This is a genomic window from Ruegeria sp. AB8 (assembly GCF_056542605.1).
Genome location: NZ_JBQGAB010000003.1, coordinates 68,988 through 94,677, shown reverse-complemented (window position 1 = coordinate 94,677; position 25,690 = coordinate 68,988). Strand labels below are relative to the sequence as shown.

General features: G+C 58.5%; 30 protein-coding genes and 1 pseudogene. 15 read left to right on the top strand and 16 right to left on the bottom strand.

Annotated features, from left to right (window positions below; translation table 11 throughout):
• Nucleotides 1–1,293 (bottom strand): nicotinate phosphoribosyltransferase, encoded by a 1,293-nt coding sequence (gene pncB, locus ACR0CG_RS04365; protein WP_480522991.1) that lies wholly within the window; start codon nucleotides 1,291–1,293, stop codon nucleotides 1–3.
• Between the two features lie 164 nt (nucleotides 1,294–1,457).
• Between pncB and ACR0CG_RS04360 the strand changes: the two genes are divergently transcribed.
• The gene (locus ACR0CG_RS04360; protein ID WP_480522990.1) at nucleotides 1,458–2,015 is read left to right on the top strand and encodes a hypothetical protein; all 558 of its coding nucleotides are present in this window, start codon (nucleotides 1,458–1,460) and stop codon (nucleotides 2,013–2,015) included.
• Here the strand turns inward: ACR0CG_RS04360 and pncA are convergent.
• A complete protein-coding gene (gene pncA / locus ACR0CG_RS04355) occupies nucleotides 2,012–2,605 on the bottom strand; it encodes a bifunctional nicotinamidase/pyrazinamidase (protein ID WP_480522989.1) in 594 nt (197 codons plus the stop codon). The two genes, ACR0CG_RS04360 and pncA, sit on opposite strands and share 4 nt — an antisense overlap.
• A gap of 96 nt (nucleotides 2,606–2,701) precedes the next feature.
• Between pncA and trhO the strand changes: the two genes are divergently transcribed.
• Together trhO and ACR0CG_RS04345 are read left to right on the top strand one after the other, a co-directional pair.
• Complete coding sequence (gene trhO / locus ACR0CG_RS04350; protein ID WP_480522988.1) at nucleotides 2,702–3,607, top strand: oxygen-dependent tRNA uridine(34) hydroxylase TrhO; 906 nt, start codon at nucleotides 2,702–2,704, stop codon at nucleotides 3,605–3,607.
• A 41-nt stretch (nucleotides 3,608–3,648) separates the two neighbouring features.
• A complete protein-coding gene (locus ACR0CG_RS04345; RefSeq protein ID WP_480522987.1) occupies nucleotides 3,649–4,191 on the top strand; it encodes an ion channel in 543 nt (180 codons plus the stop codon).
• Nucleotides 4,192–4,216: 25 nt separating this feature from the next.
• Here the strand turns inward: ACR0CG_RS04345 and ACR0CG_RS04340 are convergent, their stop codons facing one another.
• From ACR0CG_RS04340 to ACR0CG_RS04315, 6 genes are all read right to left on the bottom strand, one after another.
• A complete protein-coding gene (locus ACR0CG_RS04340) occupies nucleotides 4,217–4,546 on the bottom strand; it encodes a hypothetical protein (RefSeq protein ID WP_170612952.1) in 330 nt (109 codons plus the stop codon).
• 498 nt (nucleotides 4,547–5,044) lie between these two features.
• Nucleotides 5,045–7,183, bottom strand: a complete 2,139-nt coding sequence (locus ACR0CG_RS04335; RefSeq protein WP_480522986.1) for a hypothetical protein — start codon at nucleotides 7,181–7,183, stop codon at nucleotides 5,045–5,047.
• Nucleotides 7,180–8,049 carry a flagellar motor stator protein MotA gene (motA, locus tag ACR0CG_RS04330; protein WP_480522985.1) on the bottom strand — a complete coding sequence of 290 codons (870 nt, stop codon included), beginning with the start codon at nucleotides 8,047–8,049 and terminating at the stop codon, nucleotides 7,180–7,182. The genes ACR0CG_RS04335 and motA overlap by 4 nt, the downstream gene beginning before the upstream one ends.
• Before the next feature lie 46 nt (nucleotides 8,050–8,095).
• Entirely contained in the window at nucleotides 8,096–8,680 is a 585-nt protein-coding gene (locus ACR0CG_RS04325; RefSeq protein WP_480522984.1) for a MotE family protein, read from the bottom strand.
• Nucleotides 8,677–9,195 (bottom strand): hypothetical protein, encoded by a 519-nt coding sequence (locus ACR0CG_RS04320; protein ID WP_480522983.1) that lies wholly within the window; start codon nucleotides 9,193–9,195, stop codon nucleotides 8,677–8,679. Before ACR0CG_RS04320 ends, ACR0CG_RS04325 begins: the two co-directional genes overlap by 4 nt.
• A 9-nt stretch (nucleotides 9,196–9,204) precedes the next feature.
• Nucleotides 9,205–9,696: a flagellar basal body-associated FliL family protein gene (locus ACR0CG_RS04315; protein WP_480522982.1), complete on the bottom strand. Its 492-nt coding sequence runs from the start codon at nucleotides 9,694–9,696 to the stop codon at nucleotides 9,205–9,207.
• Between the two features lie 119 nt (nucleotides 9,697–9,815).
• On the opposite strand from ACR0CG_RS04315, the gene fliF reads away from it, so the two are divergent.
• From fliF to fliP, 4 genes and pseudogenes are all read left to right on the top strand, one after another.
• A complete protein-coding gene (gene fliF, locus ACR0CG_RS04310; RefSeq protein WP_480522981.1) occupies nucleotides 9,816–11,411 on the top strand; it encodes a flagellar basal-body MS-ring/collar protein FliF in 1,596 nt (531 codons plus the stop codon).
• Complete coding sequence (locus ACR0CG_RS04305; protein ID WP_480522980.1) at nucleotides 11,411–12,007, top strand: FliH/SctL family protein; 597 nt, start codon at nucleotides 11,411–11,413, stop codon at nucleotides 12,005–12,007. The genes fliF and ACR0CG_RS04305 overlap by 1 nt, the downstream gene beginning before the upstream one ends.
• Nucleotides 12,000–12,287 (top strand): FliM/FliN family flagellar motor switch protein, encoded by a 288-nt coding sequence (locus ACR0CG_RS04300; RefSeq protein WP_480522979.1) that lies wholly within the window; start codon nucleotides 12,000–12,002, stop codon nucleotides 12,285–12,287. Before ACR0CG_RS04305 ends, ACR0CG_RS04300 begins: the two co-directional genes overlap by 8 nt.
• Nucleotides 12,287–13,018, top strand: a pseudogene (gene fliP, locus ACR0CG_RS04295) (flagellar type III secretion system pore protein FliP). The gene ACR0CG_RS04300 and the pseudogene fliP overlap by 1 nt, the downstream one beginning before the upstream one ends.
• Nucleotides 13,019–13,027: 9 nt before the next feature.
• Here fliP and ACR0CG_RS04290 read toward each other — a convergent pair.
• Nucleotides 13,028–14,479 (bottom strand): sensor histidine kinase, encoded by a 1,452-nt coding sequence (locus ACR0CG_RS04290; RefSeq protein ID WP_480522978.1) that lies wholly within the window; start codon nucleotides 14,477–14,479, stop codon nucleotides 13,028–13,030.
• Nucleotides 14,476–15,213: a response regulator transcription factor gene (locus ACR0CG_RS04285; protein WP_480522977.1), complete on the bottom strand. Its 738-nt coding sequence runs from the start codon at nucleotides 15,211–15,213 to the stop codon at nucleotides 14,476–14,478. Before ACR0CG_RS04285 ends, ACR0CG_RS04290 begins: the two co-directional genes overlap by 4 nt.
• Before the next feature lie 218 nt (nucleotides 15,214–15,431).
• Between ACR0CG_RS04285 and ACR0CG_RS04280 the strand changes: the two genes are divergently transcribed.
• From ACR0CG_RS04280 to ACR0CG_RS04265, 4 genes are read left to right on the top strand one after another with little or no spacing between them, the layout of a single operon-like run.
• Nucleotides 15,432–16,676 carry an ABC transporter substrate-binding protein gene (locus ACR0CG_RS04280; protein ID WP_480522976.1) on the top strand — a complete coding sequence of 415 codons (1,245 nt, stop codon included), beginning with the start codon at nucleotides 15,432–15,434 and terminating at the stop codon, nucleotides 16,674–16,676.
• Between the two features lie 57 nt (nucleotides 16,677–16,733).
• A complete protein-coding gene (locus tag ACR0CG_RS04275) occupies nucleotides 16,734–17,606 on the top strand; it encodes a carbohydrate ABC transporter permease (protein WP_480522975.1) in 873 nt (290 codons plus the stop codon).
• Entirely contained in the window at nucleotides 17,599–18,498 is a 900-nt protein-coding gene (locus ACR0CG_RS04270) for a carbohydrate ABC transporter permease (RefSeq protein ID WP_170444061.1), read from the top strand. The genes ACR0CG_RS04275 and ACR0CG_RS04270 overlap by 8 nt, the downstream gene beginning before the upstream one ends.
• A gap of 3 nt (nucleotides 18,499–18,501) precedes the next feature.
• Nucleotides 18,502–19,599 (top strand): ABC transporter ATP-binding protein, encoded by a 1,098-nt coding sequence (locus ACR0CG_RS04265; protein WP_480522974.1) that lies wholly within the window; start codon nucleotides 18,502–18,504, stop codon nucleotides 19,597–19,599.
• A 58-nt stretch (nucleotides 19,600–19,657) separates the two neighbouring features.
• Here ACR0CG_RS04265 and ACR0CG_RS04260 read toward each other — a convergent pair whose 3' ends face one another.
• Complete coding sequence (locus tag ACR0CG_RS04260) at nucleotides 19,658–20,266, bottom strand: MlaC/ttg2D family ABC transporter substrate-binding protein (protein WP_170612982.1); 609 nt, start codon at nucleotides 20,264–20,266, stop codon at nucleotides 19,658–19,660.
• On the bottom strand, nucleotides 20,256–21,071 hold the full coding sequence (locus ACR0CG_RS04255; RefSeq protein WP_480522973.1) for an MlaA family lipoprotein: 816 nt from the start codon (nucleotides 21,069–21,071) through the stop codon (nucleotides 20,256–20,258). The genes ACR0CG_RS04260 and ACR0CG_RS04255 overlap by 11 nt, the downstream gene beginning before the upstream one ends.
• Before the next feature lie 294 nt (nucleotides 21,072–21,365).
• Here ACR0CG_RS04255 and ACR0CG_RS04250 point away from each other — a divergent pair, with 294 nt between their 5' ends.
• Genes ACR0CG_RS04250 through ACR0CG_RS04235 form a run of 4 tightly spaced genes read left to right on the top strand, consistent with a single transcriptional unit; the run spans nucleotide 21,366 to nucleotide 24,109 of the window.
• On the top strand, nucleotides 21,366–21,821 hold the full coding sequence (locus ACR0CG_RS04250) for a RidA family protein (RefSeq protein ID WP_170612984.1): 456 nt from the start codon (nucleotides 21,366–21,368) through the stop codon (nucleotides 21,819–21,821).
• Complete coding sequence (locus ACR0CG_RS04245) at nucleotides 21,818–22,585, top strand: glycerophosphodiester phosphodiesterase family protein (protein ID WP_480522972.1); 768 nt, start codon at nucleotides 21,818–21,820, stop codon at nucleotides 22,583–22,585. Before ACR0CG_RS04250 ends, ACR0CG_RS04245 begins: the two co-directional genes overlap by 4 nt.
• Before the next feature lie 46 nt (nucleotides 22,586–22,631).
• Complete coding sequence (locus ACR0CG_RS04240; protein ID WP_480522971.1) at nucleotides 22,632–23,819, top strand: GNAT family N-acetyltransferase; 1,188 nt, start codon at nucleotides 22,632–22,634, stop codon at nucleotides 23,817–23,819.
• On the top strand, nucleotides 23,816–24,109 hold the full coding sequence (locus ACR0CG_RS04235) for a 4a-hydroxytetrahydrobiopterin dehydratase (protein ID WP_170612990.1): 294 nt from the start codon (nucleotides 23,816–23,818) through the stop codon (nucleotides 24,107–24,109). Before ACR0CG_RS04240 ends, ACR0CG_RS04235 begins: the two co-directional genes overlap by 4 nt.
• Here the strand turns inward: ACR0CG_RS04235 and ACR0CG_RS04230 are convergent.
• From ACR0CG_RS04230 to ACR0CG_RS04215, 4 genes are all read right to left on the bottom strand, one after another.
• A complete protein-coding gene (locus tag ACR0CG_RS04230) occupies nucleotides 24,106–24,417 on the bottom strand; it encodes a hypothetical protein (RefSeq protein ID WP_170807028.1) in 312 nt (103 codons plus the stop codon). The genes ACR0CG_RS04235 and ACR0CG_RS04230 overlap by 4 nt on opposite strands.
• 53 nt (nucleotides 24,418–24,470) lie before the next feature.
• A complete protein-coding gene (locus ACR0CG_RS04225) occupies nucleotides 24,471–24,818 on the bottom strand; it encodes an EF-hand domain-containing protein (protein WP_480522970.1) in 348 nt (115 codons plus the stop codon).
• A gap of 11 nt (nucleotides 24,819–24,829) precedes the next feature.
• Nucleotides 24,830–25,075, bottom strand: coding sequence for a glycine zipper 2TM domain-containing protein (locus ACR0CG_RS04220; RefSeq protein ID WP_170612996.1), 246 nt, complete (start codon nucleotides 25,073–25,075; stop codon nucleotides 24,830–24,832).
• 105 nt (nucleotides 25,076–25,180) lie between these two features.
• On the bottom strand, nucleotides 25,181–25,666 hold the full coding sequence (locus ACR0CG_RS04215; protein WP_170612998.1) for a peroxiredoxin family protein: 486 nt from the start codon (nucleotides 25,664–25,666) through the stop codon (nucleotides 25,181–25,183).
• Nucleotides 25,667–25,690 lie beyond the last annotated feature (24 nt).

The following is a 25,690-nucleotide window of genomic DNA, read 5'->3' as shown; positions in this document are numbered from 1 at the left end:
CTAGACAATCACTTCGATCGCCTTTTGCGCGCCAACACCGAATACACGCTTGTAGCGCTCGATCTGATCCGCCGGACCCATAGCCTTTTCGGGATTGTCCGATAGCTTCACTGTCGGTCGGCCATTGGCAGAAACTGCCTTGCACACCAGCGAAAACGGCGCCAGCGCATCATCTGGCACGAGCCCCCGGAAATCATTGGTCAACAGGGTCCCCCAACCGAAGGACACGTTGACCCGTTCCGCAAACTGGCCGTGCAATTCCTGAATTTTTGCAACATCCAGCCCGTCTGAAAAAATGATACGTTTCTGGCGCGGATCTTCGCCGCGGGATTTCCACCAGTCGATGGCAATCTCGGCACCGGCGGCCGGATCGCCGCTGTCGATACGAATGCCGGTCCATCCGGCCAGCCAGTCGGGCGCGCTGTCCAGAAACCCCTTGGTGCCATAGGTATCGGGCAGAATGATCCGCAGGTTGCCGTCATGTTCCTCGTGCCAGTCGCTCAGGACGTCATAAGGCGCCTGGGCCAGGTTCGCATCGCTATCGGCCAGTGCGGAATAAACCATGGGCAGTTCATGGGCATTGGTGCCGATGGCCTCGACCTCGCGCCGCATCGCGATCAGGCAGTTCGACGTGCCGGTGAACGAACTGCCCAGCCCTTCGATCATCGCTTGAACGCACCAGTCCTGCCACAGGAAGGAATGACGCCGGCGGGTTCCGAAGTCGGCGATCCCCAAGCCGCCAATACCGCGCAGTTGTTCGATCTTTTCCCAGACCCGTGTCATCGCTCGGGCATATAGTACCTGCAGTTCGAACCGGCGCATGTCATTCAGAACCGCGCGCGACCGCAGTTCCATCAACACCGCCAGCGCCGGGATTTCCCACAGCATGACCTCGTGCCATTTGCCCTCAAAGGTCAGCTCGTACTGATCGCCTTTGCGTTCCAGGTGATAGGGCGGCAGGCGCAGGTTTTCGAACCATTCCATGAAATCCGACCGGAACATCTGCCGCTTTCCGTAGAAAGTATTGCCGCGCAGCCATGTGCTTTCGCCGCGGCTGAGGCTGAGCGAGCGGATATGATCCAGTTGCTCGCGCAGTTCGCCTTCATCGATGAGTTTCGCCAGCGGAATGTGATTCGACCGGTTGATCAGCGAAAAAACGACGTCCGTTTGGGGCTTATTTCGAAACACTGACTGGCACATCAGAAGTTTGTAGAAGTCCGTGTCGATCAAAGACCGGACAATCGGGTCGATCTTCCATTTGTGATTGTACACGCGTGTCGCAATATCGACCATGTGGAACTCCTGCGATTTCCATTGTTAGATCAATCGGAACGATGAATGGCAAGAGTCGCCCAATTGGTGACAATGACAAGGTCCAGTCACATTGCGGGCAAATTGTGTGTGCTTTTCACGGGTTAGTGAAAAGAGGGGATGGACATGTGAGTTGAGTTTAGTGAATGGGTCTCGAGTACGACTTTGATATTGTAACGATTGCACAGGACGAAGTGGAGCCAGCTCAGGCGGACACAGTAGCTTTGCAAAATGGGAAGACGCGGGCCCGAGCCTTGTTCCGCGACTTTCAGACGGCAGAAGCCCTGCGCGACACGTCACCGAATATCCGCAAAATGTTTGTGGACGCCGGGTTCGATTTTGAAACCCGGAGCAGCAGTTTGCCCAATGGTATCTACCGGGCAGAAGACGAGGATTTGCGAAACCTCGTCATCCAGCGCCTTTTTGCCAATATCAAGGCCACGGGCCTGGCGGGCGAGTATTGTGGTGAATTTGATTTGTGGGCGTTTCTGAACGGCATCAAAACCGCCCGCCCACAAGGAAAACGCCGCCGAAAACCACCAATACAGTTGCTGCCCTACATTCAGCCTGAACCGGAAAGCGCACCGCAACCGGTGCCGCCCAAACGGCGGACGCTGCCCTGGCGCATTGGAATCGCGCTGGGTCTGGCTGTGCTGTTGATTGTCTTGCTCAGATTTTTGGCAGCAGCCGGCGCGACGCCTTAGATCAGGGTGACGCCGGCCTTGTGCATCGCGCTTTCCGCCGCCTTCAAGGATCCGTCCAGATCAATGGCGCGACAGGCCGCCATCCTGACAGTCACGCCAAATCCCAGACGCGCCGCGTCAAGTGCTGAAAATTGAACACAAAAATCAGTGGCCAACCCGACAAGCGTCAGTTTGGTGATGCCACGGGTGTTCAGATACCCCTCCAGGCCGGTGGGTGTTTTCTGGTCGTTCTCAAAAAAGGCCGAATAGCTGTCGACGGCAGGGCGAAATCCTTTGCGAATGATCAAATCTGCATCGGTTCTGAGCTCCGCATGAAACGCGCTGCCCTGGCTGCCCTGAATGCAATGATCCGGCCACAAAACCTGGGGGCCATAAGGCATTTCGACCGATTCAAATGGGTTCCGTCCGGGATGCGAACTTGCAAATGACGAATGCCCCTCCGGGTGCCAGTCCTGGGTCAGAATGACCGCGTCGAAATCGTCCATCATGTCATTTATTGGGACAACCACTTCGTCGCCGCCGGGAACAGCAAGCGCGCCGCCGGGGCAGAAATCGTTCTGAACATCGATCACGATCAGGGCATGAGTCATGCGGACCTCCTTCCGTCGATCTATCGGTAGGCGGGCAGATGGGGGGCGTCAATCCGTTCTCTTGCGACTCTGCGCGGGTGGTATTAGATCGCGCGCATGTACACAATCGCCGCTCTCTATCACTTTACCCGATTCGCCGATCACGCCGCACTGCGTGAGCCATTGCTGGGACTGTGTCAGGCGCAGTCCGTCAAAGGAATCCTGCTACTGGCGCAAGAAGGGATCAATGGCACAATTGCAGGCCCGCGAACCGGGATCGATGCTGTTCTGGCCCATATCCGCGCCCTTCCGGGCTGCGCCGATCTGGAATGGAAAGAGGCTTCGTCGGATCACCCGCCCTTTGGCCGGATGAAAGTGCGCCTTAAGAAAGAGATCGTGACAATGGGCCAGCCGGATGTCGATCCGCAGGCCCGCGTCGGTCACTATGTCGAACCTGAAGACTGGAACGACCTGATCCGCTCGGATGACGTTGTACTGATCGATACGCGAAACGACTATGAGGTGGCGATCGGCACTTTTGAGGGCGCAGTAGACCCTAAAACAGCCAGTTTTCGCGATTTTCCAGATTGGTGGGAGGCGAACAAGGACCGTTTCCACAACAAACGTGTCGCCATGTTCTGCACTGGTGGTATCCGATGCGAAAAATCCACCAACTACCTGCTGGGACAGGGGGTCGACGATGTCTATCACCTGAAAGGTGGGATTCTGCGGTATCTCGAAGAGGTTCCGGCCGAAGACAGCACCTGGCAGGGGGAATGTTTTGTGTTCGACAACCGTGTCTCAGTCGGGCACGGGTTGGTCGAAGGGCCGCATAACCTGTGTCATGGCTGCCGACGCCCGATTCTGCCGGATGACACGAAGCGGCCGGAATACGAGCATGGCGTTTCATGCCATCATTGCATCGGTGAGACCTCGGAGGCGGACAAGATGCGCTTTCGCGAACGGCAGAAACAGATTGCACTGGCCCGCGCCCGTGGGGACGCGCATTTGGGCGCAAACTGATCGCCACGCGTTAAGGGTTGTCGATTTCCGCCGGAACGCTGATGATCGCGCATACGCAACTGTCCGGAACACCCATGTCGACCGAACCAAGAACGCTGGAAGAATGGAAATCGACTTTGGCCGCCGCCTTCGGGCTGGTTCTGGTCAGCTTTCTGGCCTGGTACGCTCTTTCCAGTCTCAACGAGGCCACGGCAGGGAACACAATTGGCACGATTGCTTCGGGCGCGCTGGTGCTGTGGCTGATCTCGCAGACCTGGTACTACATGACTCAGGTCACGTCTCCCCGTCGTCAGCTGTTGTTGATGGGAATATCGTTCATACAGGTGGTGCCGTTCCTGTTCGCTGCGGTTTACGGCGCGTTCGGCTATTATGACCTGTGTGTTGTCGGCGCAAAAGGTCCGGCCGATGTGCTGTATTTCTCCTATGTGACTTTCACGACCGTTGGGTTTGGAGACCTGAAGCCCGCCGGTCTGTGCCGCGGCCTGGCAGTGGCCGAGGCGATCACCGGCTACATTCTGCTGGGCCTGTTCGTGGCCGCGGCAGTTGGGCTGTATGGGCGCGAACACAACAGGCATCCGCACTGACCCCTGATTACCCTCGCAACAGAGTCTATTTGTTGCTGTCAATCCACTGCGACATGCGTTGCTTGTCGCGAAAGCACTCGGAAGGAATAGGCCGGCGTTTGCTGCGTGAAATACGTTCTGCAAAGGCCACCTGCTTGCCTGTCGGGTAATTGGCGAAGGGTGAAGGATCGTTAGGTTTGTGTGCCGAAATCCAGTCCGACATTGATTTTCGGTCCCGCTGCGCCTCAACCGGAATTTCCAGAGCAGACTTTTCCGCAATGGCACGGGCATAGCGCATCTGCCGGTCCGTCACCGGCAGCATGTGATAGTCGTTGCTGGGCGCATCAAACCAGCTTTGGCGGGCAGCGTTGGTCATAGCTCGAAAACCTCCGTTCAACATGAGAACAAATATAGAACATTTTAGGAACTTTTCAAGATTTCCGCTGACCGGCTTCTGATTGAGCCGATATTTGTCCAGCCTGTCCCCTCGCCATGCGAGCAATTTGGCGCGTTTTTTTTGCGTCCAATGGAAATGAAGGAACGATTCGGTGTGAATTCAACCCATGTTCGGTCACGTCGCCGATAGTGGCAGGTTGAACGGCGACAATGCGCGCGAATTGTATTGCGCCCGGATCGGCCCGTTTTTGATCAGTCTGCTAAATGAAAAAAGACCGGAGCTCTCGGTTTCTCGAAATCTCAGACTCTGTACATCAAGATCAATCGACCGAGAAAGTGCTGCCGAAAAGGTAAGGAGAGATTAAGCCCGGTAAGACTAAAGTTACCTTTCCCACGGCATTACAGTGCTGTTTGTGATCGAACAGCCGATGCGTCTATTCCCTCGAACCACTCATGCAATCGTGGGCAGTGGCTTTCGTTAGGGATCAAGCGCGGCAAGCAACTCGGCAATCTTTTGGCGCGTATCTTCACTATCTTTCAAAAGATATGCCGCATCTGCCAGCGGTTTGGCCGGGTTTCGTGCTGGTTGTTTTGCCAAAGCCCGCGTCGTTGCGGCAATCTTTGCGAACTGCCCGTTTTGATCTGCTGTTTGATCTGTCAGATTGGCCAGCCAGAAATATCTATCGGCTTCATTCAGCGTCCCAAGCTTCTTCGATAGTTCACCGGCTTTTACGAAATCTCCGACAGTACGGGCCGCCTCAATCCGAAGAAGGTCGGCTTGAACGCTATCATCGTCGGCAAGCTCGAGCATGGCTTGATGAGGACGCCCGCCCAGCAAGGCCGCGCGAGCCCTCAGACTTGCACGCTCCGACCGTTTGATACTGTCTTGCGGGCGGCTGGCGAAGAAATGGGCCTTTGACGCAAACCCGAGCGTCGCCAACCGATCGGAAAGTGCGATGGCGGTTTCGGTGCTCAGATCCGACACGAAGTCATCCGCCAAGCCTAGGGTTCGACGCAGGAATGTCACGTCATCCGAGCGTTCCGCCACCATCAACATAACCTGGTTCAGCGTTCCCGCCCTGCCTTCACCCGCAGGCAGGCTTTCGGCAAGATCCACCGCCGCATCGTACTGGTCACTCAGGCTCAACGCCACTGCATGGGCCTGCATCACCATTGACCCAATTTCGGATCTCCGGAACTCCCGCACATATGCCGCCGCCAGATCGACGTCCTGAGCCGAGACCGCACCCCTTTCCCCCCAGCGTTTTTCTATCAGTTGCGCCAGCGCCAGCGGGGCTTCCAGCACGGCATCTGGTGACGAGATGACTTCGTTCAGTAAAGCCTCTGTTTGCGGGTCATCCCCTTCAGCACTGGCAACCGCAGCTTTCGCGCGACTGACCTCAGGCCGGCTTTCGGGCTCAACTCTGTCGATTGTCCGCAGGATCCGCCGCGCCGCCTCAAGTTTCTGGCCTTCCACCAGGATATTCGCCAATGAAGGGCCGAAGTGGCGCTGAAGATGGTTTGGCAGGCGCGGAAAAGCTTGTTCAATGGCCTTCAGATCAGCGTCGGCCCGCAATGTCTGTTCACTTAATACCGACCAGAGCGCGGCGTCACTGGCGCACCCTTGAAGATCTTCGAACGGGTTCGGTTCCGCGACTGTCTGATCGTCAATGATCCGGGCAATGGCCGCGATCCGGTCCCCATCGGAAGATTGCGGGCTGGTCAGATCCAGCACCTGTAAAGCCTCGATTCCGAAACCGTGGAAAGCGTATAGTTTTGCCAGCTTAATGACAGTTTCCGAATCCACACGATCAAACTCTTCAAAGAGTCCGACTCGCAGATCGGCTATCTGTTCGGAAAAGGAACGCCCCTCTGACCAGCTATCAAACCCGATTTCCGCGCGTGTCAGGCAGGGCGGGCGCGATGGCACCGGTGGAATGTCCGGCACCGGAAAGCCCGGCAAGTCCTCCAGCACTGACGAAACCCGGAAGTTCGGCTCCAGGTCCGGCAAATCTTCCAAATCGTGAACCTCAGGCACCCGGCGCGGTCCCTGACCGGCAAGGTTCAGGTCAAGGATGTCGCGATCCGCGCCTTGCACGAACCGCGTAGAAAGCCGTTCTTCTATTCTTTGCAATCCCTGTTCAAGAAGCGGCAGTGCAAATGGCTCTGGCGCCCGGTCAGACGCGGATTGTTCTTGCTCGAAACCCTGCGAGATGTCTGGCAAGGACACCAACAATGGGCCAAGTGGTGGCAGGATATCCACCGGGGCAATATCGATGACGATCATCGTGTTCTGATACAGAAAGGCGGACGCGGCACAGTCGCACCCGAATTCCATGTCCAGTTCGGCACCGGGCTGCGCCTGAGAAAGCGTTCTCAAACGGGCGCTTGAGAGTCGGGCAAAGACAGACCCTGTTTCAAACCTGACATCGTCAATGGCCACCTTCAGACGCGCACCGTTCTTTTTCTGGGTCAAAGCCCACTCGGTTCCATGAGGCACCTGCGCGACAAGCCGCGTGTGCCCGTCATGTTCGCCGGATCGAACCGTGACGGATTGTGCCGCGGCACAATTGGCGACCACGAACAGAGAAATAGCGAGAAGAGCACCCCGGATCATGCCGCCGCCTGTTTGAGTTCCTTCAGCGCATCCTCCAGTTCGGCAAAGCCGGGGCGGTTGTGCGTTGGCGTGTTTTGTCGTCCGACTTCAATCCACATTGCAGCGTTATGGTTGTGCAGGTTGGCAACCAGAACCTCTTTTATCAGTTGGTAGAAATGGTTGTCCTCCTCGACCACGGCTTTCAGTTTCCCCGCGAACGGTCCGACCAGGCCATAGGCAAGAAAGACACCCAGAAACGTGCCGACCAGGGCGCCGCCGATCAGCTTTCCCAGAACTTCGGGTGGCTGGTCGATCGATCCCATCGTCTTGATCACACCCAGAACCGCCGCGACAATTCCCAATGCTGGCAGCCCGTCCGCCACGGTCTGCAACGCGTAGCTGGAATGCATGGCATGGTGGAAATTGGCCTCCATCCGTTTTTCCAGCACTTCTTCCACCTGATGCGGATCGTCATAATTCATGGCCGCTGATCGCATCGTGTCAGAGATCAGATCCACCGCTTCCCGGTCTGCCTGAATTTTCGGATATGCGGAAAACAAAGTAGAGTTTTCGGGTTCTTCTATATGCTGTTCAACCTCGACCGGGTTGGCTTTGGCCATGCGGATCAGGGAAAACAACAGGCACAGCAGGTCGCGGTAATCCTGCGGTTTCCATTTGGGTCCCTTGAATACCTTTCCCATGTCTTTGGCGGTATGCTTGACTGCGCTCATGTCGTTGCTGATCAGAAATGCCCCAACAGCGGCTCCGCCGATCATCATCATTTCAAAAGGCAATGATTTCATAATGATAGCCATCTTGCCGCCAGCTGCGAGATAACCGCCGAAAACCATGACGAAAATGACGATGATTCCTACAAGTCCGATCATCTGCGTTCTCCGGCAAAATGTGTTTTGGGTGCGACCAATAGTTTCATCATTCTTCGGGGGCCGAAGCGTTGCGACCTGCCATCACGACGCTCACCGTGTAGGCGACCTCGGGTGGGAGCCCGGAAAGAATGCCGGCCGCAGCATCGGAAGGCATTCGGGCCAGAAAACCTGCAGAGAACACCGGGTCCATAGTTTCGAATAATGCGGCGGCGTCTTTCGGCTTCATGCTTTGGTACATGTCCGTAAGCTTGCTCAGATCGCTTTCGGCGGCTGTGTCGGCGATGGCCAAAGTGGCTCGCAGGTCCTGTTCTGCCTGCTGCAGGGCAATCAGGCGGGATTCGATGGCCTGATCTGCTATTTCCAAGGCCTTTTCCCTATTCAGAAGGGTGTTTTCACGTTGTACCAGCTGTTCTTCCCGGCGAAGCAGTTCGGTCAGCAGAACCTGAACATCCGGTGCCTTTTGAGAAGCAGGTTGCAGCAGTGGCTGAGACGGGTCGGCAGCCTTTGCAAGGGCGGGGCCGGCTTCCAGACCCAATCGGATCACAGCGGACCCGACCATCAGCAAGGAAATCACAGTCAATACTCCGCCACGAGACCGACCCCGCCTGCTTGGCGTTTTTCGTTGTTTCATGGCGTAGCCTCGCCTGATTTGCGGGCATGCCTGAAAAACATCAGACCTTCCGGGTTACCCTTAGGCTGAGGTGCGACCACGATATCCTCGTGTTTCTCCGTATCCGGTTGTTTTGTGGGACCCTGTGGCGCCGGGGTCTCCGAATCCACCGCCGGTTCAACCGCGGAGTTTTCTGGCTCGGCTTCTCTGGGCCCAGGGTCTTCCGGATCCGGGCCAACGTTGCCCTTGTCCGGGATAATATCATGCATCGAGGCCATCATCAGTTCGAGCCGCCCGGCTACGGACTCGGCACGCTGGGTCAGCTCCTGTAAAGCAACTCCGGACTGATCGGAGGCAGACCGGGCCGACTCAAGCGATCTTATTAGCGCGTCCGCCTGCGAGGACAGAACCGCCACGGCACCACCGACACCCCGCTCCAGATCAGTGAATTTCCGGAGCCGCCGCGACAGCACAAAACAATACAGACCGGCGCCAAGAGCGCCTGCAACAAGCAAAATATCCGCAATCAGCTCCAATTTCGCCTCCTAATTCAGTACAAATTCCATCACCAGAACATCGCGGACGCGCCCTTTGCCCACGACAATTTCGATACGTCGCAGCAGGTGTCCCCGGATGCGGATCAAGGCCAGCGAATCCTCCAAATCTTCGACTTCGATCGCGCGGAGATAACCATTGAGAACGTCCATGATGCGGGGCTTCATCTTTTCGACATCACCGATGTAGGGTGCATTCACTTCAAGCTGGGCATGAAACCTCAGATGACGCGAATCGCCGACATCCACCGAAATGATCGCGGGTGGCAGGTCGACAAAGCCAATCTCGGGCACTGCTTCGGCAGAGATTTCAGCCATTTCCTCATCGGATTCGGTACGGTCGTCACCAAGCGGTAGCAGGCCGGACGTTGCCAGATAATACCCGCCGGCCGTACCGAGCACGGCCAAAACCGCCCCGACTATCAGGCCTGTTTTACCGGGTTTTACCGATGCTTCGCTTTCTTCAGCCGTTGCGTCAGCCATGGCGTCCTCATCCATCCGTTCGGCCACCGTCATAACCCCGCAGTGACTAACCGATTGTTAAGGGCAATCGTCCAAACAGAGGTTGCGCCGGGCAGAATGTCGGCGAGTCGGAGGTGAGCGTGCAGCAGATCGGAACTGTCTGGGCAAATTTGGACAGGCGTAAGCAAATTGTCGTCGCCGGCGCGGTGGTGCTGGTTTTTCTTGGGGTTCTTGCCATGTCCCGGCTGGTGACGGCACCGTCGATGACATTGCTATACGCCGGACTCGAAAGTGGGGCCGCTGGCGATATTGTCCGGGCTCTGGATCAGCGCGGGGTTGCATTCGAGATTCGCGGTGGTTCGATCTATGTCCCCGGAACGCAGCGGGATGAACTGCGCATGACGCTCGCCAGCGAGGGGTTGCCTGCAAACGGCAATCGCGGGTACGAACTGCTCGACTCGCTTAGCGGGTTCGGCACCACGTCGCAGATGTTCGATGCCGCCTACTGGCGCGCCAAGGAAGGTGAGCTTGCCCGGACCATCGTCGGCAGTGCCTATGTCAGTCAGGCCCGTGTTCATATCGCCAACAGCTCTTCCAACCCGTTCCAGCGCCGCGCCGCGCCAACAGCATCGGTGTATCTGGTGCCTTCGGGTGGTCAGATTACGGCAGATCAGGCCCGTGCCATTCGCTTTCTGGTGTCGTCGGCGGTCAGTGGCCTGACCCCGGAAAACGTGGCGGTTATCGATTCAAACGGAGCGGTGATCGGCGCCCAGGAAAGTCAGGCCGCGGCAGACACGGCTTATGACAAGGCCCGAACCCTGCGCGAGCGGGTTTTGCGCCTGGTCGAGGCCCGCGTTGGTGCGGGAAACGCAGTGGTCGAAGTCAGTGTCGATACGGTGACAAGAACTGAATCGATCCGCGAACGCCGCATCGACCCTGAAACGCGCGTGGCGATCAGCACGGATGTAGAAGAACGTTCAGACAGTGCGCGAAACCAGTCCTCGGATGTGACCGTCGCGTCGAACCTTCCGGATGGCGACGCGGCGGGCGGTGACGAATCTAACTCCACTGCGACCCAGACCCGGGAACGGGTGAATTACGAAGTGTCCGAGACCGAACTGGAAGTGCATAACGCCCCTGGTGCGGTCAAAAGACTGACAGTGGCAGTTCTCGTCAACGGTTCCAGGGAAGTGACGGATGAAGGGGCGGAAAGCTTTGTGCCACTGCCGCAGACCGAGCTGGACGCGCTTCGCGAGTTGGTCGCGTCTGCCGTTGGTTTCGACGCTGCGCGGGGCGACGTGATTACACTCAAATCGATGGATATGCCTTTGATAGAGCCGCAAGGAGTGCTGGTTTCCGGTTCCTTCTGGCCGAAACTCCATCTGGACGCCATGTCTCTGATTCAGATGGCGGTGCTGGCGATTGTCTCTCTGATCCTGGGGTTGTTTGTCATCCGCCCGATTCTGACAAAGCCGGTTGCGGCCGCCGCGCTTTTGCCTGCGGACCGTACGCTCGAGACAGAGGCCGCTCCATTTCTTGTTGGTGAAATCGCGACGGCGGATGGGGCAGAGTTTGCGCAAATACTCGGTCAGGCGAAGCAAGCAGAGGTTCCCGCGCTGGGGTCGCCTGCCGGCGCTGACCCGGTTGACCGCTTGCGCGCAATGATCGGTGAAAAGCAGGAAGAAACCGTCGAAATTCTGCGTAGCTGGCTTGAAGAAGGTGAGGAGGCTGTGTGATGTCCATTGCCCATCTTCTCGAAGACTTCTCGGCACAGGCCAGTGGTGCTCAGGTGCATCTGCTGGACGAGGAGGCATTGGAAGAGCATCGCCTTGCCGCATTTGAACACGGCTACAAGGCAGGTTGGGAGGATGCCCTGACCGCGCAGGAGCAAAGCCTTGATCAGGCGTCCGCTGCGCTGGCCGCGTCGCTTGAAGACATGTCCTTCACCTATCACGAGGCGCTGAACCGGATGTCGCTGTCACTTGAGACGATGTTCGAGGGGCTCGTCCGTCTTGTTCTGCCAGAAACGCTGGAGCGGGGCTTTGGTACCCGTCTGGTGGAGCAGTTGTGCGAATTGGCTGGCGAGCAGATCGGTCAGCCTATGCAAGTACTGGTTCCTGTGGGGCAGGCGGATGGTGTCGGTGCTCTTGTGCCGCCGGGTCTGAGCCCACCCCCAAAAGTGATCGAGGATTCATCGTTGGAACCGGGGAAGGCGCGGCTGCAGGTTGGCATGTCGCAGCAGGAGGTGGATTGCAACGCCTTGCTGGCGTCGATTTCCAACGCATTCGACGCTTATCTGTTCGAGGCAAGAAAGGGATTGTCAAATGAGTGAAAATCAGACCCTAAATAATGGCAAATCAAATCCGTTTGAAACCGTCCCGATCGAAGTGACGGTCTCGGTCGGTCGGGCGCGGCCATTGATCCGCGACCTGCTGGCGTTGGGCGAAAACGCGGTACTGACCCTGGACAAGCGTATCGAGGATCCCGTTGACCTGTATGTTGGCGACCAGCTGGTTGCGCGGGGGCTTCTGGAAGAATTGGAGGGCGATCAGGCCGGTCAACTGGCCGTGCGCCTGACCGAGATATCGGACCTTCAGCGCGGGATCGGTTGATGCGTCCGCTGGTCTGGCTTGCCTTGGCGCTGGCGCTGCTGACCCCGTCTTTGGCGGCGGCGCAGGATGTGACCTTGTCGCTGGGTGAGGGTGGATCGATCTCGGCGCGCACAGTGCAGCTGATCCTGTTGATCACCGTGCTGAGTCTGGCGCCCGGACTGGCCATCATGATCACCTGCTTTCCGTTTCTGGTTACGGTTCTGGCCATATTGCGATAGGGCATCGGCCTGCAGCAGTCACCGCCGAACATGTTGATTGTCAGCTTGGCCCTGTTCCTGACCTATTTCATCATGGAGCCGGTTTTCACCGAGGCCTGGGAAACCGGAATACGCCCGATGGTTGAAGAGACAATGGATGTGGAACCGGCGCTGGAACGTGCGTTGGTTCCATTTCGCACCTTCATGGCCGCACGACTCGACCCGGACACGTTTCACGCCATGGCGGCCCTGCGTCCGGGCGGCGACACGATTGCGCTGTCGCCGGACGCGCCGGTATCGGTTCTGATGCCGTCTTTCATGCTGTCGGAAATTGCGCGGGCCTTTCAGATCGGATTTCTGATTTTCCTGCCGTTGCTGATCATTGATCTTGTGGTCGCAGCGGTTCTCATGTCGATGGGCATGATGATGGTTCCCCCGGCTACCGTGTCACTGCCGTTTAAACTGTCCTTTTTTGTGATCGCTGACGGGTGGTCCCTGATCGCAGGCGCATTGGTGCGCAGTTACGCGATCTGACATGAACCACTATTGACGTGTGATGTGCAGGCGGGCGCGCAATCCCTGTTCTCCGGCCTCGAAGCTAAGTGTCCCACCATGCTGTTCGGCGATGGTTGCGGCGATCGTCAGGCCCAGGCCATAGCCGTCAGAGGATCCGATATTCGACCCGCGCCGGAACGGTGCCATCAGTGCCTCGATATCCGCGGCGGTCAGGTCGGCGCCTTTGTCCTCGACCGTGATGGTGGCCGTCTGCGCATCTGTCGCAAGCTCGACCTCGGCCTGCCGCCCGTATTTCAGCGCATTGTCGATCAGATTGGTCAATGCGCGTTTCAGCGAAATTGGCCGCCCGATAACCAGAATGCGCCGCGTTTCGGGCATCGAGCCATGGCCGCGGCGCGACATGAAAACCGAACGCCCGCCTTCGACCAGAACCGGGGCGGCCTGTTTCAGGGTGACGGGCCGGTCCATGTCCTGGTAATCGGCCACCACGGATTCAACCAGCGCCGTCAGCGAGATCTGACGTGGTTCCTCGACACTGAGTTCGGACCGTGTCAATGTCAGGACGCTTTCGATCATTCCGGTCATCTGGTCCACGTCAGCCTCGAGTTTCTCGCGCAGGTCGCGGTCGGGGATCAGGGCGGCGCGCAACCGAACGCGCGTAGCCGGTGTGCCCAGATCGTGACTGACGCCAGACAAGACAATGGCGCGCTTTTCCAGCTGCGCCCGTTCCGCATCAAGATGGTCGTTCACGGCCTCGACGATTTCGCGCAGTTCGCCGGGACCCTCGGTATCGTAGCTGTCCGGCCCGCCGCGCCGCTTTCGGTCGCGCAGTGCGTGTGAGAACCGGGTAAATGTGTCGCTGACATTCCCGACCGAAGTGAGAAGGATCGCCAACGCAACAACGGCCACCAGAATTGCAGGCAGCCGGAGATCAGCTGGTGCGGCACCGCAGCCCCAGACGTCGGTTCCGTCCACCATCTGCCACGCACTGCGCCCAAAGCGGGCGATCAGAACCGGTTCGCTGCAATAGGTCGCCAGCAGCCGGGTCAGGCTGCCCATCTTTTCCGGCCCAGTCTGATCACTGCCCGAGAGAATGTCCGAAACGGGGTAAACCAGGCGGTCAGACATGACGGTCAGGGTCAGTTCGCGCCCGCTCAGCGGGGCGGAACTGTCGGTGAAGATCGACAGGTTGGTGACAAAACTGCGGTCCGACATGCCGGGCAGTTGTTCGAACCGGCCGACCTCGGCCAGGGCGGCGCTTGGCACGGGCAATCGGGTTATCGTGATGCCGGAGGGCGGGGTTTTGCCGACACGCAGGTCCTCATAGACCGCGAAGCCCGCAACTTGCGCCCGCGTCAGGAAGCCCTCCCACGCCTGCGCAGACGCAAACCACAGTCCGGCTGAAACCAAACCGGCGGAAAACGCGGCGATTGTCCAGATCCAGCCCAGGCTGCGCAGACGCAACGCAGGCCTGTTCATGCGTCCTCTTCCACCGAAACATCCGTGGCAAAGACATATCCCAGCCCCCGTTCGGTCCGCAGCATTTGCGGTTCTTTGGGATTGGCCTCGATCTTCGAACGCAGACGTCCCACCAGCATATCGATGGCGCGGCCCTGTGCCTCGCTCTTGTCGCCATCACCGGTGACGTCCAACGCTGCGGCGATCTCGCCCCGGGTCAGCGGGATATGCGGATTGGCCAGCAACACCTTGAGCAATGCGCTTTCGCGCTGAGAAAGGGGCACCAGATAGCCCTCGGGCGAAAAAACCTCGTCCCGTTTGCCGTCATATACCCAGCCTGCAAAGCGAAAGGTCCGGGTGCGGCGCCGATAGGCCAAAGACGGCGTGCGCCGAGTCCGCTGCATCACGGCCCGCACCCGCGCCAGCAGCAGATGCGGGTTGAAAGGCTTGGCGATATAGTCGTCCGCGCCCACCTCGTACCCGGCCATGCGCTGATGATCTGCGGACAAGGCGGACACGAATATGATCGGGACATCCTGTTCGCGCCGCAATCGGGCGCAGATGTCCACGCCGTTCTCATCCCCCAGCATGACATCGAGCAGAATAAGGTCGATGCGCCCCGAGGACATGTGCGTGCGGATTTCCATGTCCGAACTGGCGGGAAGTGCGATGAACCCGTTCTGTTGCAGAAACTGGGTCATCATCGACCGCATTTCCGGGTCGTCATCCACCACCAACAAGCGCGAAATGGTCACGCTTCTCCTCCCTGTCACGGTTTCTGTCCGGCTCGCCAATTGTAACGAACGGCAACAGATTCAAGTCCAACGTAACAGGCTGTAACAAATGGTGGGAAAAATTCCACCATTGCCGGGATTTACCCCGGATAATCATTGCCAGACGGCCATCCGCTATTCGTAGTATCGCGCATCGCCGCCGGTCCGGTGGCTAAAAAAGTATCTGGGAGGATCCCTTTATGAAACGTTTTGCATTGTCCGCAGTTTCGACTCTGGCTGTGGTCGCAGGCACCTCGGTTACGGCCGAGCCGCAGGCCGAAGTTCTGCACTGGTGGACATCCGGCGGCGAGGCCAAATCGGTCGCCGTTCTGCAGGAAGAATTCGCCTCAAATGGCGGTACCTGGACTGACATGCCCGTTGCCGGCGGCGGTGGTGATGCGGCAATGACCGCGCTGCGGGCCCGTGTTCTGGCCGGTAACGCTCCGACTGCAGTTCAGTTGAAAGGCCCGGCCATTCAGGAATGGTACGAAGAAGGCGTTCTGGCTGACATCTCGAACGTGGCCGAGGCCGAAGGCTGGGCGGATGTCCTGCCCGCGTCGATCGCCGGTCACATGATGTGCGAAGGTACATGGTGCGCCGCTCCTGTGAACGTTCACCGCATCGACTGGATCTGGGCGAACGCTGACGTGCTGGCTGCCAACGGCATCGAAATGCCCACGACATGGGAAGAGTTCAACGCTGCAGCCGAGAAACTGCAGGCCGCCGGTGTGATCCCGCTGGCCCATGGTGGTCAGTCCTGGCAGGACGCGACCGTGTTCGAAGCGGTTGCTTTGGGTCTGGGTGGACCCGAATTCTATAAGAAGGCCTTTGTTGATCTGGACCCTGAAACGCTGACCTCGGATACCATGGTTCAGGTCTTTGACCAGATGCGCACCCTGCGCGGGTTCGTGGACGAAAACTTTTCGGGCCGTGACTGGAACCTGGCCACCGCCATGGTCATGAACGGCGAAGCGGCGTTTCAGATCATGGGTGACTGGGCCAAGGGCGAATTCCTGGCGGCTGGCAAGAAGCCCGGCGAGGACTTCCTGTGCGCCTCGACCCCCGGCGACGGTTATCTGTACAACGTCGACAGCTTTGCCATGTTTGACGTGGAAGGTGACGACAAGCGCGCCGGTCAGGAACTGCTGGCCAAGCTGATCGTTGCGCCGAACTTTCAGGAAGTGTTCAACCTGAACAAAGGCTCGATCCCGGCCCGTACGGATGTTGCACTGGATGCGTTCGACATCTGCGCGCAGATTTCGGCCGAAGACATGGGCTCGACCTCGGCAGGAGGTTCTCTGCTGCCGTCTTACGCGCATGGTATGGCTCTGCGCGGTGCGCAGGCTGGTGCGATCACCGACGTTGTGACCGCGCATTTCAACTCGGATATGTCCTCGGCTGACGCGGTTCAGCAACTGGCGGACGCGGTGGCAAACAGCTACTGATCCAACACGCTCTGCCCCCTATACTGCGGGGCAGAGCATCTTTCCCCGGAGGAAAAAATGTCCGAATGGCTGGAAAACCACCTGCCCAAGGTGGTGCTTACACCGTCGTTCATCGCCGTATTGATCTTTGTCTACGGATTTATCGGATGGACCGCGTGGGTGTCGCTGACCCGATCGAAACTGTTGCCAAAATACGAGATCAAGGGCTTCATTCAATACGAACGCCTGTTCGACTCGCCCCGTTGGGATACGGCGATCAACAACCTTTATATCTTTGGCGCGCTGTTCATCGTGATCGCGATGATGCTGGGCCTGTTGCTGGCTATTCTGCTGGATCAGAAGATCCGCGTCGAAGGGGCCATTCGCACGATCTACCTGTACCCCATGGCGCTGTCGATGATTGTGACCGGTACCGCGTGGAAGTGGATCCTCAACCCGGGCCTGGGTATCGAGGCGATGGTGCAGGGCTGGGGCTTTCCGAACTTCGAATTCGACTGGCTGGTGAACCCGGATTACGCCATCTACACCATCGTCATTGCTGCGATCTGGCAGAGCTCGGGCTTTGTCATGGCGCTGTTCCTGGCCGGTTTGCGTTCGGTGGATGGTGAGATCATCAAGGCCGCGCAGGTCGATGGTATCCCCACATGGCGCATCTATACGGCGATTATCATCCCCTCGATGGCCCCGATCTTCCTGTCCGCCTTCATCGTGCTGGCGCACCTTGCGATCAAGAGCTTTGACCTTGTCATCGCCCTGACGGGTGGCGGTCCGGGCTACGCGACCGATCTGCCCGCAACCTACATGTACGCCATGGCGTTTTCGCGTGGCGATATCGGTCAGGCGGCTTCCTCTGCGATGATCATGATGCTGGTCGTCTTTGCGATCGTGGTTCCCTACCTTTACTCAGAGCTGAGGGCGAAAAATGACTGATCTGTCGATGCCCCAAACCCAAACCCGCACCCAAAGTGCCACCGGCAAGATTGCCCTGCGTTGGCTGCTTTATGTCCTGCTGGGCCTGTTCGCGCTCTATTACCTGATGCCGCTTTTCGTGATGTTGACCACATCGCTGAAAAGCCTTGAGGAAATTCGCACGGGCAGCCTGATTTCCTTACCGCGCGAGGTCAGTTTTGAGGCCTGGAAAACCGCGTGGTCCGGCGCCTGCACTGGTATCCAGTGCGAGGGTCTGCGGCCCTATTTCTGGAACTCGGTCCTGATCGCGGTGCCCGCAGTGGCCATCTCGACCCTGCTGGGCGCGCTGAACGGCTATGTCGTGGCGCAATGGCGGTTCAAAGGCGCGAATATCATCTTCTCGCTGATGCTGTTTGGCTGCTTCATCCCGTTTCAGGTCGTCCTGCTGCCGATGGCGCGCCTGTTGGGCATGATGGGGATTGCCGGGACCATTCCGGGCCTGATCTTTGTGCACGTGATCTACGGGCTGGGCTTCACCACGCTGTTCTTCCGCAATTACTATGTCACCATTCCGTCCGAACTGACCAAAGCGGCTCGGGTCGACGGTGCCGGGTTCCTGCGGATCTTCTGGTCGATCTTCCTGCCGCTGTCGCTGCCCATCATCGTGGTGACCGTGATCTGGCAGTTCACCCAAATCTGGAACGACTTCCTGTTCGGCGTGTCGTTCAGCCAGGCGGGAACGCAGCCCGTGACCGTGGCGCTCAACAACATCGTAAACTCCACCACCGGCGTCAAAGAGTACAACGTCGACATGGCTGCCGCGATCATCGCGGGGCTGCCGACGCTGCTCGTCTATGTCGTTGCCGGTAAGTATTTCATCCGCGGCCTGACCGCCGGTTCCGTGAAGGGATAACCCATGGCTCCCATCCTCGATATCAACAACCTGTATAAGAATTACGGTGCGACCGAGATTCTGAAGGACATCAACATCTCGATCGAACCGGGCGATTTCCTGGTGCTGGTCGGCCCCTCGGGCTGCGGCAAGTCCACCCTGTTGAACTGCATTGCAGGTCTGGAGCCGATCTCGGGCGGCACCCTTTCCATCGGTGGCAACGACATGACCCATGTCAGCCCCAAGGATCGCGACATCGCGATGGTGTTCCAATCATACGCTCTGTATCCGACCATGACTGTCGCCAAAAACATCACCTTTGGTATGAAGGTGCGAGGCGTCGACCAGGCCACGCAGGACGCGAAACTGAAAGATGTCGCGTCACTGCTGCAAATCGAGCAGTTGCTGAACCGTCGTCCCAGCCAGTTGTCTGGTGGCCAACGTCAGCGTGTGGCGATGGGGCGGGCGCTGGTGCGCGATCCCAAGCTGTTTCTCTTTGATGAACCCCTGTCCAACCTTGACGCCAAGCTGCGGGTCGAGATGCGGACCGAGATCAAGAAGTTGCACCAGACGCTGGATGCCTCAATCGTCTATGTGACCCATGATCAGATCGAGGCGATGACGCTGGCCACCAAGATCGTCGTTCTGAAAGGCGGCATCGTGCAGCAGATCGGCAGCCCGGCCGAGATCTACAACAATCCGGCCAACCTGTTTGTCGCTGACTTCATGGGCTCGCCCGCGATGAACCTGATCCCGGCCAAAGCATCGAACACTGGGTCAGGCACCCAGATCGCTATCTCGCGCGGAGCGGGCGAGACGCTGGTGTTGAACGATGCCCGCGACTTGTCCCTGCCAACGGATGTGATCCTTGGCCTGCGCCCCGAGGATATCGCCGAAGCAGGCTTTCGTGCCGGAGCGGGCGTACAGGAGGCCGCGTGCATGGTCGATATGGTCGAACCGGCAGGCGCGGACACTTATGTGGTCTCGGAACTGGGCGGCAAACAGGTCACGGCGCGCCTGCATGCGGAAACCAGCGCACAGGCTGGTCAGATGCTGAACCTGGCCTTCGACATGAGCAAAGTGTCTTATTTCGCCGAAGAGACCGGCGAACGCCTCAACTGAAATGAAAAAGCGCCGCGCGAGTGTTTCGCGCGGCGCTTTTTTGATCTCTCGAATGGGATCAGCTGAGCCGGTTCATGTCTTTGATCAGCCTGTTCAGGTCGCCGCCACGCGCATCCAGCATCGCTCCGACTTCGGTCCGTTCGGTCAGCAGCATGTTCACCCCTTCGATGAACATATTGAAGAACCGGTCACGCCCGGATTTGTCCGAGACCAGAAAGGTTACATCGAACGGCGCGGATCCCTTTAGCTTGACAGAGGTTCTGACCTCGTAGCCAGCCTTGATTTTCCGCGCGTCGCGAACAGTCACTTCGCCGCCGATGAATTCGCGGAACCGGCGTCCGTATTTGGTGGAAATGTAGCCCTGAAACGCCTTGGTGAACTGTTTCAGCTGCGTTGGGCTGGCCGCGCGGCCGTCGGCGCCCAGCACATAACGCGCCATGATCGGCACATCGGCATATTGCACGAAGATCTTTTCAAAATCGCGCAACATGGCATTTTCGGATTTGCCCGAGGCGATCACGCGATTGATGTCGTCAACAACGCTGACAACCAAAGCCTTGGCACTGGCTTCGGTCTGGGCAAGCGCGGGCAGGGGGACTAGGGCAAGCGCAAGGCCTGCTAATCCGGTGGCAACAAAATCGCGTCTGTTCAGAGGGTTATTCGGCATAGGGGTCCTCGTAAGGGTCTAGATAGGGGTCCCTGACAGGGTCGGTTCCGGTTTCGGCATAGGGGTCGGTATAAAGACCCAGATAGGCGTCCTCATCGTCTCTGGCCAGTTCAAAGCGGCGATTTTGCAGGTAGATCGTGCGCGCCTGGGCATAGCTGTCGGCGCTTTCATACAGGATCGAGTCGACCGTGTCTGCAAACCGACCCCGGTCGCCCATCCGGCGCACAACTTCGGCATAGACGCCGATGTTGTCCACCGGGCGGACCGGGCTGAAATTGATCGGGTTCGAGAACAGGTTGACGATCACACCGACCGAGTCCCGCGCGGTCGACGGACCATAGAAGGGCAGTTCGACATAGGCGCCTTCACCGACCCCCCAGACATGCAGGGTTTCACCGAAATCCGTGTCAACTGGCGGCAGGTTCAATTCGCTTGCCGGGTCGGACAGGCCCACACCGCCCACTGTCGTATTGATCAGAAACCGCAACAGCGCATTGCCGGACTGTTTGATATTGCCCTGCAAAAGATAGTCCAGGGCCTGACCGGGCATGGTCAGGTTCTCGGCGAAATGGTTGAAGCTTGTAACCATCGGGTCGGGCACGATCTTCACGTAGCCTTTCGAGGCGGGACGAAACAGAAACCGGTCAACGCCAAGGTTGAATTTGTGGATACCCCGGTTGGCGTTTTCATACGGATCAAAGATTTCTCCGCGTGCGGCTTCGTCCTGCGGTTGGGATGCGCAGGCGCTCAGGACAGCAAACACAGACAGCAGGATCAGAGGTTTCAGGCTGAATTTACTCGACACGGTCTTCGTTACTCCAATACATCCGTTGCGGGTACACCGGATACTTAATCAATGTGGCCTTTTTCAGCGCTTCAAGGCCCAATTCGCCGTCACATATGTGTTTCGCAATCACTTTGAAACACATAGCGTTTAACCCGCCGAAAGGAAGTAGGTAAAGTGACTCAAGTTCAACAGTTCAGAATAAGAAAAGTTTCGCCAAGGCCGTTCAGCGATGAAAAATGACGGTTTCCAGCTTTCCCAACCGCGTGTTCGCGGTTAGCGTCCGCCCGAGTCAAACAAGGTGAGGATCATCACATGAGCATTGCAGCGAAACTGGAAAGCCTGGGCGTTGCCCTTCCCGACGCACCCGCACCGGCCGCGAACTACGTGCCCTTCGTACGTGTTGGCAACATCGTCTATGTCTCGGGTCAGATTTCCAAGGCCGACGATCTGATCACCGGCAAACTGGGTGACGACATGGATGTCGAGGCAGGCGCAGCCGCAGCCAGGGTGTGCGCCATTAACCTGCTGGCCCAAGTCAAGGCGGCTTGTGGTGGCGATATCGAGAAACTCGTGCGCGTTATCAAGCTGACCGGCTTTGTGAACTCGACCGCTGATTTCACGGCCCAGCCGCAGGTCATCAACGGCGCGTCCGATTTTCTGGTCGAGGCGCTGGGCGAAGCCGGCCGCCACTCGCGCTCGGCTGTCAGTGCGGCATCCCTGCCGCTGGGTGTCGCGGTCGAGATCGAAGGCATTTTCGAAGTCCAATGACGCCATCTCTGCCAGCAGAGTTCCTGCGAGCCCCGATTGCACATCGGGCGTTGCACGACATTGCGGATCACCGCCCGGAAAACAGCCGGGCGGCCATTTGCGCGGCTGTCGCGGCCGGGTACGGCATCGAGGTTGATCTGCAACTGACGGCCGATGACCGGGCCATGGTATTTCACGACTATGACATGACCCGGCTGACCGGGCAGCCTGGCCCGATACGCCAGACCACCTGCGCTCAGGCGAAGGCCATGCATCTGCTGCATGGCGATGACGGTATTCCCACGCTGGACGAAGTGCTGGAGCTGATTGGGGGCAAGGTACCACTGCTGATCGAGCTCAAGGATCAGGACGGTGCCATGGGCACTGATATCGGACCGTTGGAACGCGACACCGTGCGGGCACTGCGCGGGTATGAAGGCCCCGTGGCGCTGATGTCCTTCAACCCCAACAGCGTTGCGGAACTGGCGCGGCTTGCCCCGCATCTGCCACGTGGTCTGGTTACGTGTTCCTACGATCCAAAGGTGGAGCTTCTGCCGCAAAAGGTTTGCGACCACTTGCGCGAAATCCCGGATTTCGACCGGGTCGGTGCCGCTTTCATCAGTCACGAGGCCGAGGATCTTTCCCGCCCCCGCGTGGCTGAACTCAAGGCGCGTGGCGTGCCGATCCTGTGCTGGACCGTTCGTGCGCCCGGGCAGGAGGCCGAGGCGCGCAAGGTTGCCGACAACGTGACCTTCGAGGGGTATCTGGCGGCACATCCGGGTTGATCCCGCCCCGGGCCGTCACAGATAAAGAACAGACGCGGGAGGGGATATGGATCAGGCACAGATTGAGGTTCGGGTTCTTGGGTCGCTCTCGCAGATACCTGCGGTCGAGTGGGACAGTTGCGCTTGTCCCGAGACTGATGATGGTGGGCGTCCGCTGGACCCGTTCACCACGCACCGGTTCCTGCTGGCGCTCGAAGAAAGCGGCTCGGTCGGGCGCGGTACCGGCTGGCAGCCGCAATATCTGACGGCTTATCTGGACGGGATGCTGATTGCTGCCGCCCCGATGTATGCCAAATCGCACAGCCAGGGCGAGTATATCTTCGACCATAGCTGGGCCCATGCCTATGAGAATGCCCGCGGGCGCTACTATCCGAAGCTGCAAATCGCAGTACCTTTTACCCCGGCAACCGGGCGCCGTTTTCTGGTGCGCCCCGGCTATGAAGGTGTCGGCACGTCGGCGCTGGTTCAGGGCGCGGTGCAGCTGGCAGCCGACAACCGGATCTCGTCAATTCACATAACCTTTTGTACCGATGATGAGGCGCGTGCAGGTGAGCAGATGGGACTGATGCACCGGACCTCGCAGCAGTTTCACTGGCTCAACGATGACTACACCGATTTCGATGCGTTTCTGAGGGCGCTGTCGTCCCGCAAGCGCAAGAACATCCGCAAAGAACGGGCACAGGCAAACGGCTTCGGCGGAGACATTCGCACACTGACAGGCGCGGATCTGCACCCCGAGTACTGGGACGCTTTCTGGCGCTTTTACCAGGATACCGGTTCGCGCAAATGGGGGGCACCCTATCTGACGCGCCAGTTCTTTGATATTGCACAGGAAACCATGGCAGATGACATGGCATTGGTGTTGGCTGAACGCGATGGGTATCCGGTTGCCGGGGCGCTGAACTTCATCGGGCGTGAAACGCTGTTCGGACGCTATTGGGGCTGTGTCGAGCATCACCCCTGTCTGCATTTCGAGTTGTGCTATTATAGAGCTATCGACTTCGCCATCGCTCATGGCCTCAAACGGGTCGAGGCGGGCGCGCAGGGCGAGCACAAGCTGGCCCGCGGCTATTTGCCCACGCGTACGCACAGTCTGCACTGGATCGGCGATCCGGGATTTGCGGACGCTGTGCAGAATTATCTGGACGCCGAAGCCCGCGCGGTGGGAGAAGAGATTGAGATTCTGACGGACTATGGCCCGTTCAGAAAATCGAACCCGGAGGAACAGCAATGACCGAACTACTGTCGACCGAGACACGCGGCCCGCTACTGGATCCGTTGTTCAGGAACGGCTGGACGATGGTCGATGACCGGGATGCAATCACAAAAACCTTTATCTTCGAGGATTTTGTCCACGCTTTTGGCTGGATGACGCAGGTGGCGATCTTTGCGGAAAAGTGGAACCACCACCCCGAATGGTCGAATATCTACCGCACCGTCGAAGTGGTCCTGTCCACCCATGACGTAGGCGGCCTTTCCGCGCTGGATGCCAAGCTGGCGCGCAAGATGGACAGTCTGCTCTAGCCCCGGTCACTGCCCGAGCCCACACCGCCCGCCAATGACGCGGCTACGCCCATCTGTTCGAATTCAGCCGGAGTAACCGTGCCATCGCTGACATTGATGCCGCCGGGAATCCGGGTTGTCTTGTTGCCGATCGACCGGACGCTGCGCGCCGCCGGGTTAATATCGAGACAACGTGTCTGATAACAGGTCAGACCATTGGTGTTGATCTGGATACGCGCCTGCCCGTCGGGACCCGTCACCACCGGGGCCTGCGGGACGTCACAGGCCGCCATCACGCTCAGAATCCCAAGGCCAATCCATTTGTTCATCAAAGGCTCCCGTCCCATCAGATCAGCCCCGGTTGTTCCGGGGCCGGTCCGTTTCAGTCCAGCTGGCCATTGCCGTCCTGGTCGGCGGCCAGAAAATCTTCGTTCATCTGTGCGTCATATTCGGCACGAGAAACCTGGCTATCGTTGTTGCGGTCCACTTTCCGGAACATGTCGAGACTTAGAAAGGGTTTCGCTTCGGTCTGACCCAGGGTGCCATTCTTGTCCTCATCCATTGCCTGAAAGGCATAGTCGGAAAAGGCGTTGAACTCGTCCCGCGACAGGAAGCCGTCGTTGTTTCCGTCGATTGCGTTCAACTCGCCCTCATGCAATTCGGCGACGCTTTCTGCGGAAACGGCACCGGCCATCATCATGGCCATGATCACTATAATACCACGTTTCATTCCGCCTCTCCTCAGCACGCGTAACGTTGACCGGACACGCCACCGGCTGCCGCGCCGGCTGCCGTCAGAATCGTCTGGCCCGACCCGCCGCCAAACTGATTGCCGATGGCCCCGCCAATCAGCGCACCACCCAAGGTCCCGCTGAGGCACGCAATCTCATGCTGCCGTGCGGCTTGCTGCTGCGGTGTGGGGGCCGGTCCACAGGCCGCCAACAAGCCTGCGCCACCTAAAATCAAAGGAAAAATCTTTAGCATCATAAACAAACTCCCCGGTTATATGTGCCAAGTATTCGCACTTCGGGGCTTTGCATCAAGTTAAATGCACTTTAACCGGCCCCGGCTTGCCCCCGGGGCCAGCCAATTTCAGATGACGTCCAGCAGACCTTCGCCGGCCGAAATTTCACATGCGCCCGGGCTTTCTTCGAGGTTCAGTGCCACGACCCGGCCATCTTCGACCAGCATCGCATAACGTTTCGATCGTGCGATCAGACCGGCGGGCGGGGCGTCGAAATCCATTCCGATGGCTTTCGTGAACTCGGATGCAGCATCGGCCAGCATGGTCAGGCCCGCATCCGAGGCGCCCGTCGCCTCGCCCCATGCTTTCATCACGAACGGATCGTTGACCGAGATGCAAATAATCTCGTCGACGCCTTTGGCGCTGAACTGATCCTTGGTGCGCATGAAGCTGGGCACATGCGCCGAATGGCAGGTCGGCGTGAACGCGCCCGGCACGGCAAAGATCACCACCTTGCGCCCTTTGGTCTTGTCCGACACCCGAACCTCTTCCGGGCCTTCCGCACCGATCTGGGTCAGCGTGGCTTCGGGCAGCATATCACCTGTTGAAATCATTTTAGCGCTCCTGTCATTTGGATT

Excerpts from the sequence above, each read along its gene's own strand:
- ACR0CG_RS04230 (WP_170807028.1), bottom strand. The coding sequence starts at position 24,417 with ATGAACAAATGGATTGGCCTTGGGATTCTGAGCGTGATGGCGGCCTGT.
- ACR0CG_RS04275 (WP_480522975.1), top strand. The coding sequence starts at position 16,734 with ATGTCCGAATGGCTGGAAAACCACCTGCCCAAGGTGGTGCTTACACCG.
- trhO (WP_480522988.1), top strand. The coding sequence starts at position 2,702 with ATGTACACAATCGCCGCTCTCTATCACTTTACCCGATTCGCCGATCAC.
- ACR0CG_RS04270 (WP_170444061.1), top strand. The coding sequence starts at position 17,599 with ATGACTGATCTGTCGATGCCCCAAACCCAAACCCGCACCCAAAGTGCC.
- ACR0CG_RS04265 (WP_480522974.1), top strand. The coding sequence starts at position 18,502 with ATGGCTCCCATCCTCGATATCAACAACCTGTATAAGAATTACGGTGCG.
- ACR0CG_RS04225 (WP_480522970.1), bottom strand. The coding sequence starts at position 24,818 with ATGAAACGTGGTATTATAGTGATCATGGCCATGATGATGGCCGGTGCC.
- ACR0CG_RS04235 (WP_170612990.1), top strand. The coding sequence starts at position 23,816 with ATGACCGAACTACTGTCGACCGAGACACGCGGCCCGCTACTGGATCCG.
- ACR0CG_RS04325 (WP_480522984.1), bottom strand. The coding sequence starts at position 8,680 with ATGAAACAACGAAAAACGCCAAGCAGGCGGGGTCGGTCTCGTGGCGGA.
- ACR0CG_RS04245 (WP_480522972.1), top strand. The coding sequence starts at position 21,818 with ATGACGCCATCTCTGCCAGCAGAGTTCCTGCGAGCCCCGATTGCACAT.
- pncB (WP_480522991.1), bottom strand. The coding sequence starts at position 1,293 with ATGGTCGATATTGCGACACGCGTGTACAATCACAAATGGAAGATCGAC.
- ACR0CG_RS04315 (WP_480522982.1), bottom strand. The coding sequence starts at position 9,696 with ATGGCTGACGCAACGGCTGAAGAAAGCGAAGCATCGGTAAAACCCGGT.
- motA (WP_480522985.1), bottom strand. The coding sequence starts at position 8,049 with ATGATCGGACTTGTAGGAATCATCGTCATTTTCGTCATGGTTTTCGGC.
- ACR0CG_RS04280 (WP_480522976.1), top strand. The coding sequence starts at position 15,432 with ATGAAACGTTTTGCATTGTCCGCAGTTTCGACTCTGGCTGTGGTCGCA.
- ACR0CG_RS04260 (WP_170612982.1), bottom strand. The coding sequence starts at position 20,266 with ATGCCGAATAACCCTCTGAACAGACGCGATTTTGTTGCCACCGGATTA.
- ACR0CG_RS04360 (WP_480522990.1), top strand. The coding sequence starts at position 1,458 with ATGGGTCTCGAGTACGACTTTGATATTGTAACGATTGCACAGGACGAA.
- ACR0CG_RS04290 (WP_480522978.1), bottom strand. The coding sequence starts at position 14,479 with ATGAACAGGCCTGCGTTGCGTCTGCGCAGCCTGGGCTGGATCTGGACA.
- ACR0CG_RS04215 (WP_170612998.1), bottom strand. The coding sequence starts at position 25,666 with ATGATTTCAACAGGTGATATGCTGCCCGAAGCCACGCTGACCCAGATC.
- ACR0CG_RS04335 (WP_480522986.1), bottom strand. The coding sequence starts at position 7,183 with ATGATCCGGGGTGCTCTTCTCGCTATTTCTCTGTTCGTGGTCGCCAAT.
- ACR0CG_RS04340 (WP_170612952.1), bottom strand. The coding sequence starts at position 4,546 with ATGACCAACGCTGCCCGCCAAAGCTGGTTTGATGCGCCCAGCAACGAC.
- ACR0CG_RS04345 (WP_480522987.1), top strand. The coding sequence starts at position 3,649 with ATGATCGCGCATACGCAACTGTCCGGAACACCCATGTCGACCGAACCA.
- pncA (WP_480522989.1), bottom strand. The coding sequence starts at position 2,605 with ATGACTCATGCCCTGATCGTGATCGATGTTCAGAACGATTTCTGCCCC.
- ACR0CG_RS04250 (WP_170612984.1), top strand. The coding sequence starts at position 21,366 with ATGAGCATTGCAGCGAAACTGGAAAGCCTGGGCGTTGCCCTTCCCGAC.
- ACR0CG_RS04305 (WP_480522980.1), top strand. The coding sequence starts at position 11,411 with ATGTCCATTGCCCATCTTCTCGAAGACTTCTCGGCACAGGCCAGTGGT.
- ACR0CG_RS04240 (WP_480522971.1), top strand. The coding sequence starts at position 22,632 with ATGGATCAGGCACAGATTGAGGTTCGGGTTCTTGGGTCGCTCTCGCAG.
- ACR0CG_RS04220 (WP_170612996.1), bottom strand. The coding sequence starts at position 25,075 with ATGATGCTAAAGATTTTTCCTTTGATTTTAGGTGGCGCAGGCTTGTTG.
- ACR0CG_RS04300 (WP_480522979.1), top strand. The coding sequence starts at position 12,000 with ATGAGTGAAAATCAGACCCTAAATAATGGCAAATCAAATCCGTTTGAA.